The sequence below is a fragment of the Devosia subaequoris genome (assembly GCF_014197055.1).
GTDB classification, from domain to species: domain Bacteria; phylum Pseudomonadota; class Alphaproteobacteria; order Rhizobiales; family Devosiaceae; genus Devosia; species Devosia subaequoris.
Genome location: NZ_JACIEW010000005.1, coordinates 343,075 through 359,888, shown reverse-complemented (window position 1 = coordinate 359,888; position 16,814 = coordinate 343,075). Strand labels below are relative to the sequence as shown.

The 16,814-nt window shown below is 60.5% G+C and carries 16 protein-coding genes and 1 tRNA gene; 9 read left to right on the top strand and 8 right to left on the bottom strand.

The window, feature by feature from the left end; all coding sequences use genetic code 11:
* Positions 1 to 277 precede the first annotated feature (277 nt).
* Positions 278 to 1,090 (bottom strand): metallophosphoesterase family protein, encoded by an 813-nt coding sequence (locus GGR20_RS12425; RefSeq protein ID WP_183311666.1) that lies wholly within the window; start codon positions 1,088 to 1,090, stop codon positions 278 to 280.
* Positions 1,087 to 2,025, bottom strand: coding sequence for a diacylglycerol/lipid kinase family protein (locus GGR20_RS12420; RefSeq protein ID WP_183311665.1), 939 nt, complete (start codon positions 2,023 to 2,025; stop codon positions 1,087 to 1,089). Before GGR20_RS12420 ends, GGR20_RS12425 begins: the two co-directional genes overlap by 4 nt.
* Before the next feature lie 85 nt (positions 2,026 to 2,110).
* Between GGR20_RS12420 and GGR20_RS12415 the strand changes: the two genes are divergently transcribed.
* The 4 genes from GGR20_RS12415 (at position 2,111) to GGR20_RS12400 (ending at position 6,426) form a co-directional block, all read left to right on the top strand.
* Positions 2,111 to 2,854 carry a phosphatase PAP2 family protein gene (locus tag GGR20_RS12415; protein WP_183311688.1) on the top strand — a complete coding sequence of 248 codons (744 nt, stop codon included), beginning with the start codon at positions 2,111 to 2,113 and terminating at the stop codon, positions 2,852 to 2,854.
* 93 nt (positions 2,855 to 2,947) lie between these two features.
* Entirely contained in the window at positions 2,948 to 3,769 is an 822-nt protein-coding gene (locus GGR20_RS12410; RefSeq protein ID WP_338084724.1) for a DUF1206 domain-containing protein, read from the top strand.
* Between the two features lie 335 nt (positions 3,770 to 4,104).
* Complete coding sequence (locus GGR20_RS12405) at positions 4,105 to 4,353, top strand: hypothetical protein (protein WP_183311663.1); 249 nt, start codon at positions 4,105 to 4,107, stop codon at positions 4,351 to 4,353.
* 225 nt (positions 4,354 to 4,578) lie between these two features.
* Entirely contained in the window at positions 4,579 to 6,426 is a 1,848-nt protein-coding gene (locus GGR20_RS12400) for a methyl-accepting chemotaxis protein (protein WP_183311662.1), read from the top strand.
* A 516-nt stretch (positions 6,427 to 6,942) separates the two neighbouring features.
* On the opposite strand, the gene GGR20_RS12395 is transcribed toward GGR20_RS12400, so the two are convergent.
* Positions 6,943 to 7,542, bottom strand: coding sequence for a TetR/AcrR family transcriptional regulator (locus GGR20_RS12395; RefSeq protein ID WP_183311661.1), 600 nt, complete (start codon positions 7,540 to 7,542; stop codon positions 6,943 to 6,945).
* 92 nt (positions 7,543 to 7,634) lie between these two features.
* Between GGR20_RS12395 and GGR20_RS12390 the strand changes: the two genes are divergently transcribed.
* From GGR20_RS12390 to GGR20_RS12380, 3 genes are all read left to right on the top strand, one after another.
* Positions 7,635 to 8,591 (top strand): SRPBCC family protein, encoded by a 957-nt coding sequence (locus tag GGR20_RS12390; protein WP_183311660.1) that lies wholly within the window; start codon positions 7,635 to 7,637, stop codon positions 8,589 to 8,591.
* A gap of 175 nt (positions 8,592 to 8,766) precedes the next feature.
* Entirely contained in the window at positions 8,767 to 9,192 is a 426-nt protein-coding gene (locus tag GGR20_RS19255; protein WP_183311687.1) for a hypothetical protein, read from the top strand.
* Between the two features lie 105 nt (positions 9,193 to 9,297).
* Positions 9,298 to 9,546: a thiamine pyrophosphate-dependent enzyme gene (locus GGR20_RS12380; protein WP_183311659.1), complete on the top strand. Its 249-nt coding sequence runs from the start codon at positions 9,298 to 9,300 to the stop codon at positions 9,544 to 9,546.
* 155 nt (positions 9,547 to 9,701) lie between these two features.
* Here GGR20_RS12380 and GGR20_RS12375 read toward each other — a convergent pair whose 3' ends face one another.
* Both GGR20_RS12375 and GGR20_RS12370 read right to left on the bottom strand, forming a co-directional pair.
* Entirely contained in the window at positions 9,702 to 10,628 is a 927-nt protein-coding gene (locus tag GGR20_RS12375) for an alpha/beta hydrolase fold domain-containing protein (RefSeq protein ID WP_183311658.1), read from the bottom strand.
* Between the two features lie 9 nt (positions 10,629 to 10,637).
* On the bottom strand, positions 10,638 to 12,572 hold the full coding sequence (locus GGR20_RS12370; protein ID WP_183311657.1) for a substrate-binding domain-containing protein: 1,935 nt from the start codon (positions 12,570 to 12,572) through the stop codon (positions 10,638 to 10,640).
* Positions 12,573 to 12,745: 173 nt separating this feature from the next.
* Between GGR20_RS12370 and GGR20_RS12365 the strand changes: the two genes are divergently transcribed.
* On the top strand, positions 12,746 to 12,955 hold the full coding sequence (locus tag GGR20_RS12365; RefSeq protein ID WP_183311656.1) for a hypothetical protein: 210 nt from the start codon (positions 12,746 to 12,748) through the stop codon (positions 12,953 to 12,955).
* A 222-nt stretch (positions 12,956 to 13,177) separates the two neighbouring features.
* Positions 13,178 to 13,591, top strand: a complete 414-nt coding sequence (locus tag GGR20_RS12360; RefSeq protein ID WP_183311655.1) for a hypothetical protein — start codon at positions 13,178 to 13,180, stop codon at positions 13,589 to 13,591.
* Here GGR20_RS12360 and GGR20_RS12355 read toward each other — a convergent pair.
* The 3 genes from GGR20_RS12355 to GGR20_RS12345 form a co-directional block, all read right to left on the bottom strand.
* Positions 13,562 to 13,638 (bottom strand) — tRNA-Arg (locus tag GGR20_RS12355). The two genes, GGR20_RS12360 and GGR20_RS12355, sit on opposite strands and share 30 nt — an antisense overlap.
* A 126-nt stretch (positions 13,639 to 13,764) precedes the next feature.
* Positions 13,765 to 15,192, bottom strand: a complete 1,428-nt coding sequence (locus GGR20_RS12350; protein WP_183311654.1) for a sensor histidine kinase — start codon at positions 15,190 to 15,192, stop codon at positions 13,765 to 13,767.
* 69 nt (positions 15,193 to 15,261) lie between these two features.
* On the bottom strand, positions 15,262 to 16,695 hold the full coding sequence (locus GGR20_RS12345) for an FAD-dependent oxidoreductase (protein WP_183311653.1): 1,434 nt from the start codon (positions 16,693 to 16,695) through the stop codon (positions 15,262 to 15,264).
* Between the last annotated feature and the right edge of the window lie 119 nt (positions 16,696 to 16,814).

Sequence of the window (16,814 nt, the reverse complement as noted above, 5' to 3'; positions counted from 1 at the left end):
GTCCTTCCGGTATCAGGTTGGTGTAAGCAACCAGACCCTACCGGAAAGCGCCGATGACTACCGCGCTCAGCTACACCACGACCGGGGACACGACCACATTTCGCGTCGCAGGGGCGGCGATCGAGTACATTGGATCCGACGGCTGCTCCACTTGGGCCGCGGACCAATGCCTGGGTTTCTCAGGAGGTTGGTTCAGATGCCCTCCGAAGGTCATGGGGCCAGGATCGGCGCTGATTCTCTGCCCTTTCTGCTGCCTTTGGTCAGTCGTAGCAACAGATTAGGCACTCTGCTTTGTGCGCCACGCCCCGCTGTGCCACTCACGCACAGCGACCGAGATACTCTCTCCGATGTTAATGATATTGTATGCATTGGATTCGCCGCGAAGCCGCGTCGATATCGCGGAGGACGCCTGAGCTACCAGAATAGGTGCCGCCGCCGATTCACTGACGCCGCTTGGCTCTCCTGTCTGTACCCTGCCCGAGTGGTCATGCGTGCGCACATAGGAAAGGTGGAAATGGCCGGAGAGCACCAGACGGACGCCTAACCGAGCAAAATACTCGAGAGCCTCATCGGCTCTTTTTACCCTTTTGGTCTTCTGAACCATGGGTTCAGTCGGAAACAGTAGTGGGTGATGGGCAACAATGACCCGAACTGCGTCCGGCGACGCCTCATCAAAACGTTGTTTGAGTTCGGCGAGCTGGCTGCGTGAGATGGTGCCGTGGCCCCAGTTCCACTCCAGCCGCGCGCGCCGCGACGTGCGCATCCCCAGTAAAGCCACACCCTTCGTCTCCAGAAATGGCTCCAGGTCCGGCGAAATATACCTCTTGTACAGGCCATAAGGGTCAAAGAAACGTCGAAAGATGTTGACCGCTGGCACATCGTGATTGCCGGGAACGGCAAAGACGGGCGTCTCCAGTTTATCGAGGAATTGGCGCGCCAATTTGAATTCAGACTCGGTGCCAATCTGGGTGAAGTCGCCACTGGCAACGATTATGTCAGCATGCTGCGCTTTGATCTCATCCGCAAACCCCTCGGCCAAGGCAGGATCGTGGTGGCCAAAATGAAGGTCGGAAATATGTACGATCTTCATGCGGGCGCTTCCGTGACTTCCAATTCCTCACTTTCGCGCGCCGGTACCAAGACCGAAAGAGCCTGAGGCAAAATTCTGAAATTGAGGGGCGTTTCGAACATCTCAACCTCCCCGTCAATCATCACATTGATCGCACGCTTTTTCACCTTGATGGTAACTTCCCTCACGCTCTCCATGCTCAGGGCCTCATCATCGCGCCAACGTCCCATCAACATGCCAATCAGCAAGCGAAAGAAGTCACCAGCAGTAAAATGATGCAGCAGGTAAAGTGTTAGCGTGCCTTGGTTGAGATCCTGGCGGGAAAAAAACTTTCCCAATCCCTCATCGTAGGAATCGCAGGCGACGGCCAAGGACTGCACCCGCTCTATCCGACGTGCACCTTCGCCGGAATCGAGGATGACAGCCATGCGCCTGGCCCGAGCCAAGCGGCGAAATATGTGCCGTATAAATGCAAGTTTGGCGGCAAGGGACTCTTGGCCGCGTATCAGCTCACGACCTGCGGCCAGGCCGGGGATAAGGCCAATAACGACTTTTTGCATGAATATGCGCCCATTGACCTCAGCAACATCTATACGTTGACGATTGCCGTGAGCGAGCGCGGCGACGGCTGCAGGCAGGTCCAGTGGCAGGTGCAGGTCCTTGGCAACCGCATTGAATGTCCCGAGCGGGAGAATCGCCAGGTCCTTGTCTACACCCACGAGGGCTCCGGCCAGCGCTGTAACTGTTCCATCCCCCCCCGCTGCAACAATAACGTGCGCATCGCTCGCCAGAGCATCGGTGACACGTGCACTCATGCTCCGGTTACAGTCTGCGTCGATGGTCGCGTGGATCCCATTCGAGGAGAACAAGTCGCTCAACGTTTCTCTGGTCACGCCCAACGCATGGGCCGTCCCGGATTTCTCATTCAGAAGGACGTAGTAGCGCCGGTCGGACATGATTCATGTTTCCGTTGGAGAGGAATCCGTCCCACGCAACGTAGACAACCCCAAATGCGTTGCCGGCCATTTAGGGGATTTGCACATGCTCTATAGACTGGTCCGCCGCACCCACCTCAAAAAGGCTTACAAATTCGTCACCACCGAAGTGCGCCTTCTGGCCGCAATCGCGATCGTTAGCGGGCTTATCCTGGGATTTTTCACACTTGCCGACGAAATGGGAGAAGGCGACCTAGAGGCCTTCGACAATTTCGTTCTCATGCTGTTTCGCGATCCTGACAATGTGGACCTGGTAGTCGGCCCAATATGGGCCCATGAGATGGTTCGTGACATCACCGCGCTTGGCAGCTTCTCGCTTTTGGGGCTGATTGTCCTTGGCGTTTGCTCCTACCTCCTGTTGATCAGGCTTAAGTCCGAGGCCTTGTTGATCGTTGTGTCAGTCGCGGGCGGGACCATTCTTAGTACGGTTCTCAAATGGACCTACAGCCGGCCGCGACCAGACCTCCACGTCATGTCGACCCAGTTCACATCGAGTTTTCCCAGTGGCCACGCGATGCTTTCTGCGGTGACTTTTCTCACCTTGGGCACCTTGTTGGCCAAGATCGCGCCATCCTGGAGGATTCGCCTCTTCTTTTTAGGCGGAGCAATATTTCTGACAGTTATTGTCGGGCTTAGCCGCGTCTATATGGGCGTTCACTTTCCAAGCGACGTAATAGCCGGATGGTGTGTCGGTGCCGCATGGGCGCTTCTTTGCAACATCGTTGCCACGATATTGCAGAGGCGGGGTGAACTCCGCGGCGCGTATGCCTCTGCCAAGGAGGCCAGCTGAGTCGGCGCGAATGGCCAAGGTCTAGGACGCGACCGGCGGAACCACCGAGCTCCAAAGACATTTTACGTATACAAACCAAAGGTAGGGCCGGCCGTGGCACACTCTTTCTTCGAAGCTCTGCCCCGGATCGGATACGCAGCGCGCGGCGTCGTGTACATCTTGCTGGGAGGTCTGGCCCTGACGTCCGCGCTCTGGGGCGGCGGAGGAGGAGAAGGTTCATCGGAGGCATTATCCAGCTTACTGGGTCTCCCGTTGGGCAGAATCGCGCTGGGCCTCGTCTCGCTTGGGCTCCTCGCATATGTCCTCTGGAAGTTCGCCCAAGGTCTGCTCAATGCAGATAACCGCGAAAAAGACCTCCAAGGGTTTGCCATCCGGGGCGGAAACTTGATCAGTGGCGGCGCCAACCTGGTCCTGATGTTCAGCGCAGCAAGCATGGCGCTCAACCTTGGACAGAGCAATGGCGGCGGCGAGGGCGAAGAGGCGGCCTCCGCTTGGCTATTGCAGCAACCCTTTGGACCTTTGCTATTGGGGCTTGTGGCCTGCGGTATCCTGGCCGCCGGGGGCGCACAATTTTGGTATGGCGTTTCCCATGGCTACCGCAAACGCATGCCACTTCCTCAGGCCCAGAAACTCTGGATGGATCCACTCAGTTCTTTCGGTCTGATGGCGCGGGGAACAGTCTTCGCCATCATTAGCGGTTTCCTCTTTTTTGCCGCATTGACCGTCTCTCCGGATCAGGCGGGGGGTATGAAGGAAGCGCTCAATTACGTGTACGCCCTTCCATACGGCCGGGTTCTCTATGGCGTCATGTCGCTGGGGCTTTTGGCGTTCGGCCTCTACGGCATGTTGCAGGCGCGCTATCGTCGCGTCGATGTGTCGGACTTAGCGGATATTCGCGCTGCGGCACCGATTTGAGACCTGGGATCTTGAGCGCAGTTAGGCTTGCAGGAGCTTTAACAGTCTCCTCGACCGGAGAGGCGCATATTGCAAGCACCCCCGCAAATTTGGCTCTTTGAGTCGCCACAGGGTTCAACGTGGCGACCTGCGGACCGACTGCTTTTCGAGTCGGGAAAGCGGTCTGAGCCACTAACGGAGGCTCATCAACGATGGTCCTATCCGATCATTTTTCCGAGCGGCGGTTGGGAAGCTCGGTCAACGGGTCGGTTAGGGCCTGCTTTTCGATCTGGTCCTTGGCCATCTGCAACTCGGCATTGCGCAGGCAGATCGTCGGGCCCCACTAGGTCCAGCAGGTGCTGACCAATAAGCGCCCCAGGCTCGCTCTCCAACAGCTGGTTGGCGATGCCATTGCTGAACAACACCCCTTGGGCGGAATGGAACAAAAGGGCGAATGGCAGAAAATCGAGGGCAACGCCCATGAGTTCGCGCGCCCCGGACAATGCAGTCTGCGTCAGCCGGGCATCGGCTGCTCCGCCCTCATCGAGGGTGAAAAGCATCGTGGCCGGTCGACGCACGCACTTCAGAAACATCTAACTGCTTGATCGGCAAGGCTTCCACGGGCGAGTTCCCCCCTTTGCCGCAAAGTTCCACGCCGGAACTTATCGAGTGCATAATGACAACAGTTTTGTTTCGCAGTTCCGATCACACGCGCGTCCATGGTGACTCAATGGAAAGTCTGACCAAGGACAAAATGTGATGACGGCTTTGTCACATTTTTTACCAAGGTGCGATTGTTTGCTTGGTCAGAAAGTTACGGGGGAACCGTCATGAGCCTGCGCATTTCGACCAAATTGATCATCATGGGGGTGCTGGCCCTGAGCATGATGATCGCCGGGACGATATTTTCACTTTACAACAGCCAGACCCGGCTGGTCGAAGACCGTAAAGCAATGCTCTCGGCCATGACCGACGCAGCCACTTCGGTGATCGAGGCTTACGCAGCGCGGGCTGAGGCAGGAGAGCTAACCCGCGAGGACGCCCAGACACAGGCAATCGCTGCCATCGAGGCCATGCGCTACAGTGGCAGTGAATATTTCTTCATCAACGACATGACGCCCGTCATGATCATGCACCCGATTAAACCTGATCTGAATGGGCAGGACCTGACGCAGACCGCCGACCCAGACGGCAAGCGGCTCTTTGTTGAGTTCGTCAAGACGGTGAAGGCGGGCGGCGCCGGGTTTGTCGACTATCTCTGGCCCAAGCCAGGCAATGATGCACCGCAGCCCAAGCTCTCCCACGTCGCTGGCACCTCCTGGGGCTGGATCGTGGGAACGGGCGTTTATGTGGATGATCTCGAAGCAGCTTTTTGGGAAAACGTGAGCTTACTCGGGGCAGCGCTCCTCGCCGGTATAGCCGTCATGGCTGCGGCCGCCTACCTGATTGCCCGTTCGATCACCCGCCCAGTCAGCTCGCTCACCGCGGCGATGACTGGGCTGGCCCAGGGCAATCACGAAGTCGAGGTGCCGGCGACAACCGCGGGTGACGAGATCGGCGACATGGCGCGCGCCGTCCTTGTGTTCAAGCAGTCCGCCATCGACAAGCTGGCAACGGAGGCAGAGGCTGCCGAGGTGCGACAGAGCCGCGAAGCAGAAAGGGTGCGGGCCGAACAGGAGCGTCTGGCGAGCCAGGAAGCCAAGGCAGTAGAGGCCAAGAGCGATATTGCCTCGGTGGAGGAACTGGCAAAGGCCCTGCAGGCATTGGCAGCCGGCGACCTCGGATACCGGATCACCGCCGAGCTTCCGCCCAAGACGCAACGGCTCAAGGACGATTTCAACCGAACTGCGGATAGCCTGAGCGACATCATTGTTAATCTCCGGCGAACCTCTGAAGAGTTGAGGAATGCCACTGGTGAAATACTTACAGGCACCAACGATCTGTCTGAGCGCACCACCCGTCAGGCCGCCTCGATTGAAGAGACTTCTGCAGCCATGGAGCAACTCGCGGCGACAGTGATGGAGAATGCCCGTCGCGCCAAGGACGCCGCATCTACCGCCAGCGTGGTCACCCAAGCCGCTGAGGAAGGCGGAAAGGTCATGGAACAGGCAACCGCCGCGATGGGCCGGATCACGGCCTCCTCCGCCAAGGTGTCAGATATCATAAGGTTGATCGACGACATCGCCTTTCAAACCAATTTGCTGGCGCTCAATGCGTCGGTGGAAGCGGCGCGCGCAGGTGACGCCGGTAAGGGCTTTGCTGTTGTGGCCATCGAGGTACGTCGCCTTGCTCAGAGCGCGGCCGAGGCCTCATCGGACGTCAAGGCCCTGATCGAGCAGTCAAGCAATGAGGTCGGTGGTGGTTCGCAGCTTGTGTCCCAGGCCGCAGAGCGGCTTGCTGCCATGCTCGAGGCGGCTCGCTCCAATAAAGAGCGCATGCAGGCAATCGTCAATGACAGTGGAGAGCAGGCTTCTGCGATAAACGAAATCAACGCCGCTATCCAGCAAATGGACAAGATGACCCAACACAACGCTGCCCTGGTTGAGCAGACTAGTGCAGCCATTGCGCAGACAGAAGCGCAGGCTAACGCGCTTGATCGCATCGTCGAAGTGTTCCGAGCCGGAGAGCGGAGCGCTCCATCGGCGGGGAAACCGGGGTCCAGCCTCAAGGCCGCCTGACCGACAAGAAAACAGGGGGCGCCGGCCATGCCGACGCCCTCCTGGCGTGGTTACCTTGACGGGAAAAGGACGTCCTAGACGAGACCGCCCCGAGCGGAGTGAAGTCCTCAAAGCGGCCGCAAAGGCGACGCCACATAGGTCGCGAACACCGTGGTCACCGCAACCCGCTTGTGATTTCATGAGAGTGAGAGCCGACCCTGTCGCTGCCGATCTGGTAGGCGGACCTGGGCGCCGTCGACCGCAAAGCCGGACGCCAGTTTCGTAGCAGCTAAGCGCTTGAAGACTTCGGTAACGCCGGGCGCTGCAGGACGCCTTCCGCGCACGACACGCTGCCCGCTTCGACATCGCCGTCGTAGTGGCGCTTCGGCGCTTATCGGGCGCTTATGGCAGCAGGTTGTGCCGTACTTCCGATCCCACACGAAGCCATGGTTCTCCGAAGACAAAAATAGCAGCAGTGACGGTTGACGGACGGCGCCGGTTTCTCGTCAGTGTTTTATCTGCCTGGGCCAACAGTCTCTATGAGCGCCCTGCACGTTTGATGCCGCAGGACTCCCTCGCGGAATCGACAAGTCTCGACAGCCCTTCGGCCTCGGCCCCGGAAGCTGCCAGCGCTGACATCAACACGATAAACGCGGCGGAGGCCTGGCCAGCGACCGAGGGCTCAATGTGCTCCGGACACCGGCCATGCTGTTGCCTTACCGCGATCATTGAGGCGACGGCCTTTTCGATCCTGGCGACATGGTCATGAAACATTTGGGCCACAACCTCGTCCTCTGCCACCCTGCTGGAGCCTGTCCGGCAAAGGTAGCAGCCGCGCCAGGATTCAGAGGACACGGCCGCCTCGATAAGATTCCAGAAGCGTTCCAGCGCCTCAGGCGAACCTGTTTCGATCAATGGGGTCAGTGTGGGGTTAAGCACGCCTTCCTGATAGACTCTCAGCGTTTCCCGGACCAGCGAAGCCTTGTCGGGCCACCAGCCATACAACGCTTTGCGGCTCGTTCGGGTGGCTTCGACGATTTCGGAGTAGCTGGTCTCAGCGACACCTTTTTCCCAGAAAAGGACCATTGCTTTCCAGAGCACCTCGGAACGCAAAGTCTCCGCTTCCTCATTGCGCATCTTTGCCTCTTGACGAAGAGAACGGTTGTTCTCTAATCGTTACATCAGGTTGAGAATATCCATTCTCATCGCAGTTCAGGAGGATAGGGTCAATGAGCCATGGGCCGTCGTTGGCAGAACAACGCGCCGCCGGGCGAACGCCTGATGCACTTCAAGCCAAGGCGCTGGGACTTCGGTTTCCCTTGAAGGCCAATGCAGTGTTTTCCTTCGCAAGCGGGCTCACCATGCTCCTGTGGAGCGCCGAACTGTCAGAACTCGCGACCGTTGGACCAGACTTCTCCTACCAAGCGGTTGGCGCTTGTTTGCTGGTTTTCGCGCTGATGCTCCTTAAGGCCTCCGTCCGTCCCACCCCAATCCAGGTTCTAGCCTTCGTAGGGGCGGATATGGCCTGGATCATCGGAACCACACTTGGCGGACTCCTTTTGATCGGCGAGCTTTCACTCTATGGCTGGCTGGCACTTGCTGCGGTCAACGCGACGGTGGGCGTCCTTGCGTATCTGCAGTACCGCTCCATTCTCGCCTATTTTTCCGCACCGGCCGGCAGCCGGGAGCGCTTCCGGCTTTGCCTGCACGTCGATGTTTCCGTCAGACCAGAAGCACTCTGGCCGGTTGTATCGAACTTGGGTGCCATCAAAAACTACGTTCCAACGCTCCGCTCGTCTGCTTTGACTGTTGGAGACAGACCAGGAACAGGATGTGTCCGAACCTGTGAGAGTTCGTCCGGTAGCAAATGGTCTGAACGTTGCGACCATTGGGTAGAGAACGAAAGCTTCGAGATGACCTTTCTTACTGAGGAAACGGGGTTCCCCTTCCCATTCAGCCTAATGAGAGGCGGATGGCAAGTGAGACCGCAGGCCGCGGGCTCCTATGTTGAGATCTGGTGGCAGGTCACGCCACGGATAGCCGCGGGTGCGGGGTTGCTGCTGCCTATGATGCAGACTCGGCTGGCAAAGGACATGGCCAAGGTGGTAGCGAACATGGCGAGCGCCTCCTCGCATTTAGCTGAGCGAGGTACAAGCAATCGCATAAAAACCTTGGTGCCCTGCTAGGCAAATCATTGTCAGGAACGTATGCCTCCGGCGCCAGGATGATCGGCTGCCACGTTGAGCTCCAGCGCACAAAACCCGGCTGCGAGACGCTCCTGTTCACGCTGCCTCGGTTGCGACCTTCCATGAGTGCGCTGCATCTGCTCCATGCCGATGCCGGTGAAGAGAGTTCACCCGGCTGGCCGAACGCCTTGGTGCGCCTGCTACGGCAACGCAGATGGGGTTGGGCGCCATCCCCTCCAGCCATGGCAACTTTATCGGTCATGGCGGCGTCATTGGTGGGGATGCCGTCAACGACGCGCTCACGGAGGCCGATCTTGTGCTCGCGGTGGGCTGCCGGTTTTCTTCGTGGTTATGGGACGCGGGCGCCCCGGCGCTGGCCAGCAATTGCAAAGTGATCCAGGTCGATCGTCGCAGCCGCCTCAGGACACATGGATCCGACCGCCTCGGACTGGCCGGCCCGGCTGCGCCAAACCTATCTCGCCTATCGGGACCGGCTTCGGAAAATGGCCGATACGCCGTCCGAAGCGGGCATGACCAGTCCCGCTGCTTTCGCCTTTGCGCTGGACGACATGCTTCCAGGAGACGCGCTGGTAACCTATGACGGTGGCCACACCACCTTCTGGCACAATGATATTGTTTCTGCGCCGGCTGTCCGTTCCCGCTTTCACGCACCCGGACTTGCCCAACTTGGTTTTGGCACCCCCCTATGCACTGGCGCTCAAGGCTGCGCTTCCCGACAGGCCTGTCCATCTGCACCACAGGCGATGGCAGCTTCGGCTTTGCCCTGCAGGAACTCGACACGGCCCGTCGCTATGGTCTGCCGGTCATCTTCGTCATCCACAACAATGCCGCCTGGGGGATTATCCAGGTTGGTCAGCACAAAGCTGGGTTCGAGCTGGAAACAGACTTGTCCGGACGGTTGCCGAGTTCCGGGAACGGTTCGCTGCGGCATTGAACAGCCCCCTGCCCACTGTGCTTGATTGCCGGACGGAATTCGTGCCCCATCCCGGCATTAGAAATTCGGCGCTTCGGCCATGACACCGCCAGCCGAGATGCCACTGCCATTCTAGCCGCGGCATCTCGAAGACCGATGCTTTAATGGTGCCCGGGTCATTGCTTGTCACGCGGATCGGGTAAAGCGGTCTGTAGAAAGGCGATGACACTGTCCATGATGTGGCGCGTGTCATAGCCGGTGAAGCAGTGATCCGCTCCCTCAAGTGGCTCCCAGCGCGCTACGGCATTGGCCGTCTTCATGGCTTCATAGAGTTCAGCGCCCTGCGCCGCGGGCACGACCCTGTCCATGGTGCCATGCATGATCAGGCAGGGCGCCGCTGCTTGGTTGACCCAGGTGACCGGCGATGCCGCCCGTGCTGCTTCCGGACATTGCGCGATCGTGCCGCCGATCAGCTGAGCGGGAGCAGAGATGGCGGTATCGTGCCGAACGAAACTGTCCGGCAGCGCCTGTTCGACAAGTGTTTGCAGGTTGGTAATGCCATACCAATCAACAACGGCATTGACCTGACTCGAGGGGCCACAGACGCCGACGTCGCCTTCAAATTCGGCCGGTGTCGCCAGTCCGAGCAGGATTGCCAGATGTCCGCCTGCGCTTTCGCCGAGTGAGGCGAACCTCTCTGGATCAAGGCCAAACAGATCGGCATGGTGCCTGAGGTAGCGGACGGCGGACTTGCAGTCCTGCAATTGCGTGGGGAACGTGCCTTCTGACGAAAGCCGGTAGGACACGCGCGCGACAGCGAATCCTGCGCCCAGTAGCGCAGCGTCGATATCCATCGCGGCCAAATTTACATGCATCGAATGGGGGTGACCGAAGAGCCACCCGCCGCCGTGAATGTAGATGACCAGGGGATGCGGTCCGTCACCGGCCGGCACGCGCAATGACATTGTCAGCGCGCGGAACCCGGCCGGTTGGGCGAAAAGGAGCTCGGGCCAAAACCTGACGCCCTCCGGCTCAATGACCATGCGCCGCAAGCATTGATCGAGCTCTTCATGTATCCCCGGCGGGATTTTGACTTGGGTCACGTCCAACCCTCAGCCCGCGACTTCGACGTCGGCACCGCTGGCAACGGCGAGGGCTTGGCCGCCATTCCCCAGCACCTGTCCGTCGAAAGCGAAGCTCTCGGTTGGCTCGCCAGCCGTCGTCCAATAGTCCAGTCCGTCGCCATTGGCGGCGCTATACACCCAGCGAGCATGGCCGCTGGTGACTTCGGTGCCATAGGCAGTACCCGCTGGGATATTGGCAAAATCGCCGTCGCTCGGTTTATGCACTACACCGTTTAGCGTCAGCTTCAGGGTGCCGTTGAGAACGAATAGCGACAGATGCGTTTTGGCATGGCGGAGGGAAGGCATGACCGCCCCGCGCCCAGCCTCGATGGACCGCATCTCCACGGCGCCTTTGGTGATTGCCATGCTGAGCATGGTTGTCGCCAAATGGCCATTGAGCCGGTAGCGCGTGCCGTAGCCGGACTGCAGGATGTAGGATGCCGGCCCTTCAGGCAGAACACGATCGGTCGCATCACCGTTCGAAGGTGCACAATAGTCCTTTTCGACTCTGTTCACGCCATGCTTGCCCATTGCCGGTCCCATGCGGCTGAAGTCATAGGGATGGGTCGGCTCCGGCAGGGCAGCCGCGGTCCAGGCCTCGCCAGCATCGTCAAAAAAACCTTCCCAGCCTCCGGGCGCCACGATGCCGAAGAACTGCGTGCGGGGGGCAACACACTGATAGGAGTGAACGTCGCCGGGCTGCACATAGGCAAAGTCGCCCTCGGCCAGCACCCGGCATTGGTCATTGTTCCAGATTTGTAGCCGGCCACGCGTACAGAGCCAGATATCGTGTTCTTTTTCGTGGAAATGCATGGGGATTGGCCGCTTGTCGATGCTCGATTCCAGCATGACGGCGCCATAGCCTGATGCGGTCTCTCCAACTCCGGCCAGAATGCGGACCACCTGGCCCGCGACAACGACCGAGCGCCCCTGCCCGGCTTTGACGACATAGGGCGTAGTGGTGCCCGGTGGGGCGTCCAGAATAGCCGAATTGTTCATGTGTTCCTCCCAGATCGGGATGGAAAGGATGGGACCGAGCTCGGTCGGGCTATCCATCATGGCCAAAAGAGTCTGGAAGTTCTGATGTGCATCGCCTTCGAAGTCGAAGCCGGCCGCCGCATAGATCTTGCCGCTCTCCACAAACCCGAGGACCTCGTCGGAGCCGCCGCCCGACACGATGCAGGGCGTCGGCAGTCCGGCAGCCTCAAAGGCCTGCAGGGCACCCATGGCGTTTTCGTCATTGGAGGCATAGACCGCATTGGCATCGCCATGCGCCAGCAGCATCTGTGAGACCTTCTGCTGGCTTTCCAGACGCTCCAGGGACAGGTTTTCGGCAATGATGACGGCGTTTGGTGCCGCATTTTCCAGGCCGGCCTTGCCGAAATCGTCGGTTATCTTGGCCGCCTCGGCGCCCGACGTGTCGCCGAGGAAGAACACTTTGCCCTCGCCCTCGAGCTTCTCGACAATGCAATTGCCCAGTTCCCGGCCAATGGTCGTGCCGTAGTCTTCATAGTCGATATCGGAAAAGGCAATGCCCGGCTGGCGCTCGCTGAGACCGTAGTCTCCGGGCCGGCCGGAAACGACCATCGGAATGCCGCTCTCGACCGCGCGCTGCACGACGTTACGCAGAGCTGGTGCGCCAATCGTAATGGCCCAGGCGCCGTTGACGCGGCCGGTCTCAATGACCTGCGCCAGCTGCTGGGCCTGGGTTGTGGCGTCAAACTTGGGGTCGAGCGCCATATAGCCAATGCCCGCCTCATCGGCGAAATGGTTCAGCGCGCCGGACAGGCCCTGCATCGCTGGAATGTCGAGGGACAGCGGCGAAAATGCGATGGTCCTGTCCTGCGCCATAGCACCGCCGAACGTGGACAAACTGACTGTGGCCAGCACAAGACCGGAGGACAGCATACGAGTTGTGGACATGATTAGCTCCCAAATCGGCCCATTGGGCCACTCCTCTGGGCGGCACGCTCTTCCGGCGTGACGACCCGTTTATGAGAGGGACGCTAACAACGCCGTATTATTGAGAAAAATTGATTGTTCGGAATAGAACCAATCAGTCTGGTGAATGTATTGCGGCCGAAGGATCATGGGCCATGGGCTCGGCTGACAGCAAACCGGATCTCGATTTCGGGCCAGTAGGGCAGACCACCGGCTCGCATGCTGCTGGTGGCAGCAGGGCCAAGTTTGTCCTGGACCTCGGCGCGGTAGCATTGGCGGGCCTGCATGCGGGCAAGCCAGTGGGCGACCTGTGGCCAGTCGCGCGCCAGAACCCCTCAAATCCGAGACGCTCCAGCGGCAGGTAGCGCAGCTGCTTACTACGTTTGTGCAAATCGCATGACGAGAGGATCGATGGCCTGCTCGGGCACTAATGTCTCCATGCCCGCTTTGGGCGAACTCGTCCTCGCCGGCGTCCAAGACCGTCTCCTGCCACCAGACCGTCTGGCGCAAATCCTTGAAGCCCTCGTTGCACGCAAACGTCGGTTCGCGGCAAATGTGGATGATCGATTGGAAGCGCTGAACGCCGAGTGGAGCAAGGTCGAATCCGCGCTCAGGACCTTTATAAGCTGGTCGAGGCCGGCGAACTTGGCGCGGACGACATGCTGAGCGCGCGCATTGTCGAGCTACGCGACCAGAAGACCAAGGTCGAGGCGACGATCGAGCGCGCCTTGGCCAATGCAGCGCCCATCTCCGGGGTTACGCCCGAAGCCCTGCGCCCTTTCGGTCAGACCGTCCGAGAAAAACTGTTGCACGGCGATATCGCGCTGCGTCGCAACTGCCTGCGCTCCGTGGTCGGCCAGGTCATTGTCGAGCCGCAAAAGGTGACGATCCTGGGTAGTACCCACGCGCTTCATGCCGCAATCACCAGGGGTGAATTTTCAGCGCCTAAAGTTCGCAGTTTGGTACAGAAATGGCGCGCCCGAAGAGATTCGAACTCCTGACCCCCAGATTCGTAGTCTGGTGCTCTATCCAGCTGAGCTACGGGCGCGCAAACCGACTTGTGCGGTAGGCTTGTTGGATCGGTGCGCCTGGCGCTTCCGATCAAAGCGGGGCAACCCATACATGGGTGTTCTGGCCATTGCAAGCGGGCGGTGAAGATTTTCGTGGGAAGAGTTCAGCCCTCTCTGCGGCGAACCGGCAGGGTGATGTCGAAACGGGTCCCCTGCCTCTCCTCCACATACGCCAGAACGCCGCCATGAGCCTCGGTGATCTCTCGGGCGATGGCCAGTCCCAGCCCGGTTCCGCCCGAGCGGGCCGAGCCTTCAAAAGCCACGAACAGGTTTTCCCGGGCGCGCGGCGGGAGGCCCGGCCCATTGTCGCGCAAGGTAATCACGGTGCGCTCGGAATCGGCATTCGCGCGCGCCTCAATGCGGAAACCTTCGGGCTCGCCGGGCACCGCTTCCAGCGCCTCGCGCGCGTTCTTGAGCAGATTGACCAACACCCGCCCCATTTGCCCGGCATCCACCTCCACCATCAGGGCGGCATCCACACCATTGTCGAACGCGATCAGCGGATTGCCCGCAACCCGGGCGTCAAAAGCGGCGTCCTCCACCAGGGTGCGCAGATTGACTGGCGCAAATTGCGGTACGATGGACGTCTCCCGGCCATAATCAAGCACGGCCTGGGCAAAGCCGATCGCCTTGTCCAATGTGGTCACCAGCCGTGGCGCCAGCCGCTGCACCTTGGGATCGTCCAGCGTTGCCACCTGATCTGACAGCAACTGCGCCGAGCTGAGCGTGTTGCGCAGGTCGTGATTGATCTTGGCAACGGCCAGCCCCAGATCGGCCAGATGCCGCCTCTGCCGCAGCATGGAAAACAGCTCCGTTTCCATATCCGCCAGTTCACGCTCGAGAATGCCGATTTCGTCGGATCGGCGGGACGGAATCAGGATCAGGGCGGCATTTTCGGGCGCCTTGCGGAAGGCCAGCATATTGCCAGTCACCCGCAGGACCGGGTCGATGAACAGGCGGCTGACCAAAACATAGAGCACAAAGGCCGTCACCGCCGCGATGCCAAAGGAGACCAGCGCAAAACTGCGCGAATAATCAATCATGTCGCGTCGCAGCGGTGTCTCGGGCATCAGCAACTCGACCAGGCTTTCGTTGAGATCGCCCTCACCCACAACGCGCAGCGTGCGTCCGGCGGGCGCGACCAGCGTATCGAGGGCGCCCCAAACGCGGCTCGGCAGGTCGCCCTGCCGCAGATCGGCGGTAACCACCGTTTCCGGCATGACAGGAGTAGTCAGTTCAATAAGCTGGCTCTGTCCTTCGCGTCGATAAACAATGGCATGCGCGCCGGCCGAGTTGAGCAGCCTGTCGGTCAGGCCGCGCGGCAGCGCCATCACGTCGGGCACCGCGTCGAGCACCCGAGCCGCCACCACGCCGATTTGCAGGCGGTCTTCCAGCCAGGTGGTGCGAAAGCTTGCGACCGAGGGGAGAAAGATGACGATTTCGACCAGCAGGATCACCCCGATGATCGTGGCGATCAGCTTGCTCGAAAGTCCGGGAAACCGGCCGGCCATGGCATTGGGCTGGTCTTTCATCCTCGCAATCCTGCCAATCCCTTTCGCCCCAATTGGTGGCCACCTTAGCGCAATGCCGGCTTGCGCTCCTTATACGCGGAGCCGCCGCCGCAACGCGCCGATGCGCCTTGCAAAGGGAGATACGGTCTCGGCTCTTCTATGGTTTTCGCCCAAAGCGGCCAAAATCGCCAGAAGGCTTGGATGGGGCAGGCTGAGATCGGCCAGTTGCGCCAGCGGAATGCCTTTTTCCATCGCCAGCGCCAGAACGCCGGCCAGTTCCCCCGCCTCCGGCCCCGCCAGGCTCGCGGCCATCACCTGCCCCTTGGGATTGACAAGTACCTTGACCAGCCCCCTGTCCTGCCCGGCCGCACGTGCCTTGCCATTCTCCATCAACCCGCTGCGCAATATGGCATGCCCCGTTGCCAGCGGCTTGGAGTCGGAGGGCCAGCGGCCGATCTGGGCCAGGGCCGGTTCGGTCTGCACCAATTGTGGCTGATGAGCCGGCTGATGCCGCGATGTGCCAAGCACCAGCGCTTGGATCACCGCCCGGCCATGACTGAGCGCGTGATGCCACTGCCCGATTCCCGCACCGGCACCGACCACCCGGATCCGCCGATTACTCGTCTGGCCCAAAGCGCCAAGGGCAAATTGCCGCGCCTTGCCGCGCAGGGGCCGCAGGCGCGCCGCTTCCAATCCAATATCGTCCAGGCTCGCCTGACTGCCAGCGCACACCAGCACATGTGAAATGTCGAGCGCTTCACTCGCCCCATCGGGCAGCGTGATGGTGGCGCCAATACCCTGCGACCGAGGATGGACCTCCCCCACCATGCCGCCGTCGACCACCCGCACCCCTTCTTCACCCAGGCATTGCAGCACGACGCTGGCGGCCTCGATATCGAAGCCGGGCAGTGCCGCACCCTGCGGCACCAGCGTCACGTCCGATCCCAGCCGCGCGAAGGCCTGTGCCAATGCCAGGCCCTCCGGATCGGCACCGATCACCAGCAAATGGGTGAGCTTGCGGCTGTTCTCGAGAATGCTGTCGGGTGTGAAATAGCCAGCCTCATCGAGGCCGGGAACCGCCGGCAGTAGCGCCGCGCCACCGACCGCCAGCACTATTGCCTGGGGGCGTACCTGCACATCGCCCACCGCCAGGGTCATGGCATCGACAAAGCGAGTCGCCCCCCGCAACACCGAGATGCCCAACCCGGTCAGCCGCTCGCGACTGTCGAGCGAGCTCTGTTCGGCGGCCAGGCCTTGTGCCCGCTCCTGCACTGCCCGCATGCTGATTTTGGGGTCGGCACTGGCCAGGCCCAGAGCGCCGGCCTGCCGCATGGCTTGGGCGCGCGACGCGCTCGCCACTAGCGAAGCAACCTGCATGGCCCGCTGCGGCCCATCGCCCGGTTCGGCATGGCCTCTGTCGACAAGCGTGACCTCAGCGCCAAGGCGCCTGGCATGCTGGGCCAGCGCGATTCCGAGCGCTCCTGCGCCCACGATGCAAAGCTCGGGTCGAGTAATCTCAGCCATGTCCGCCACAGGCCAGAACCATTGCCGTTCTTATGCGGGGGAAAGCGCGGCTTGACAACAGGGCCATATAGGCCGTTCTGCGTGCCAATGCGCGTTGACTTAGGCATGTCTTTTCCCTA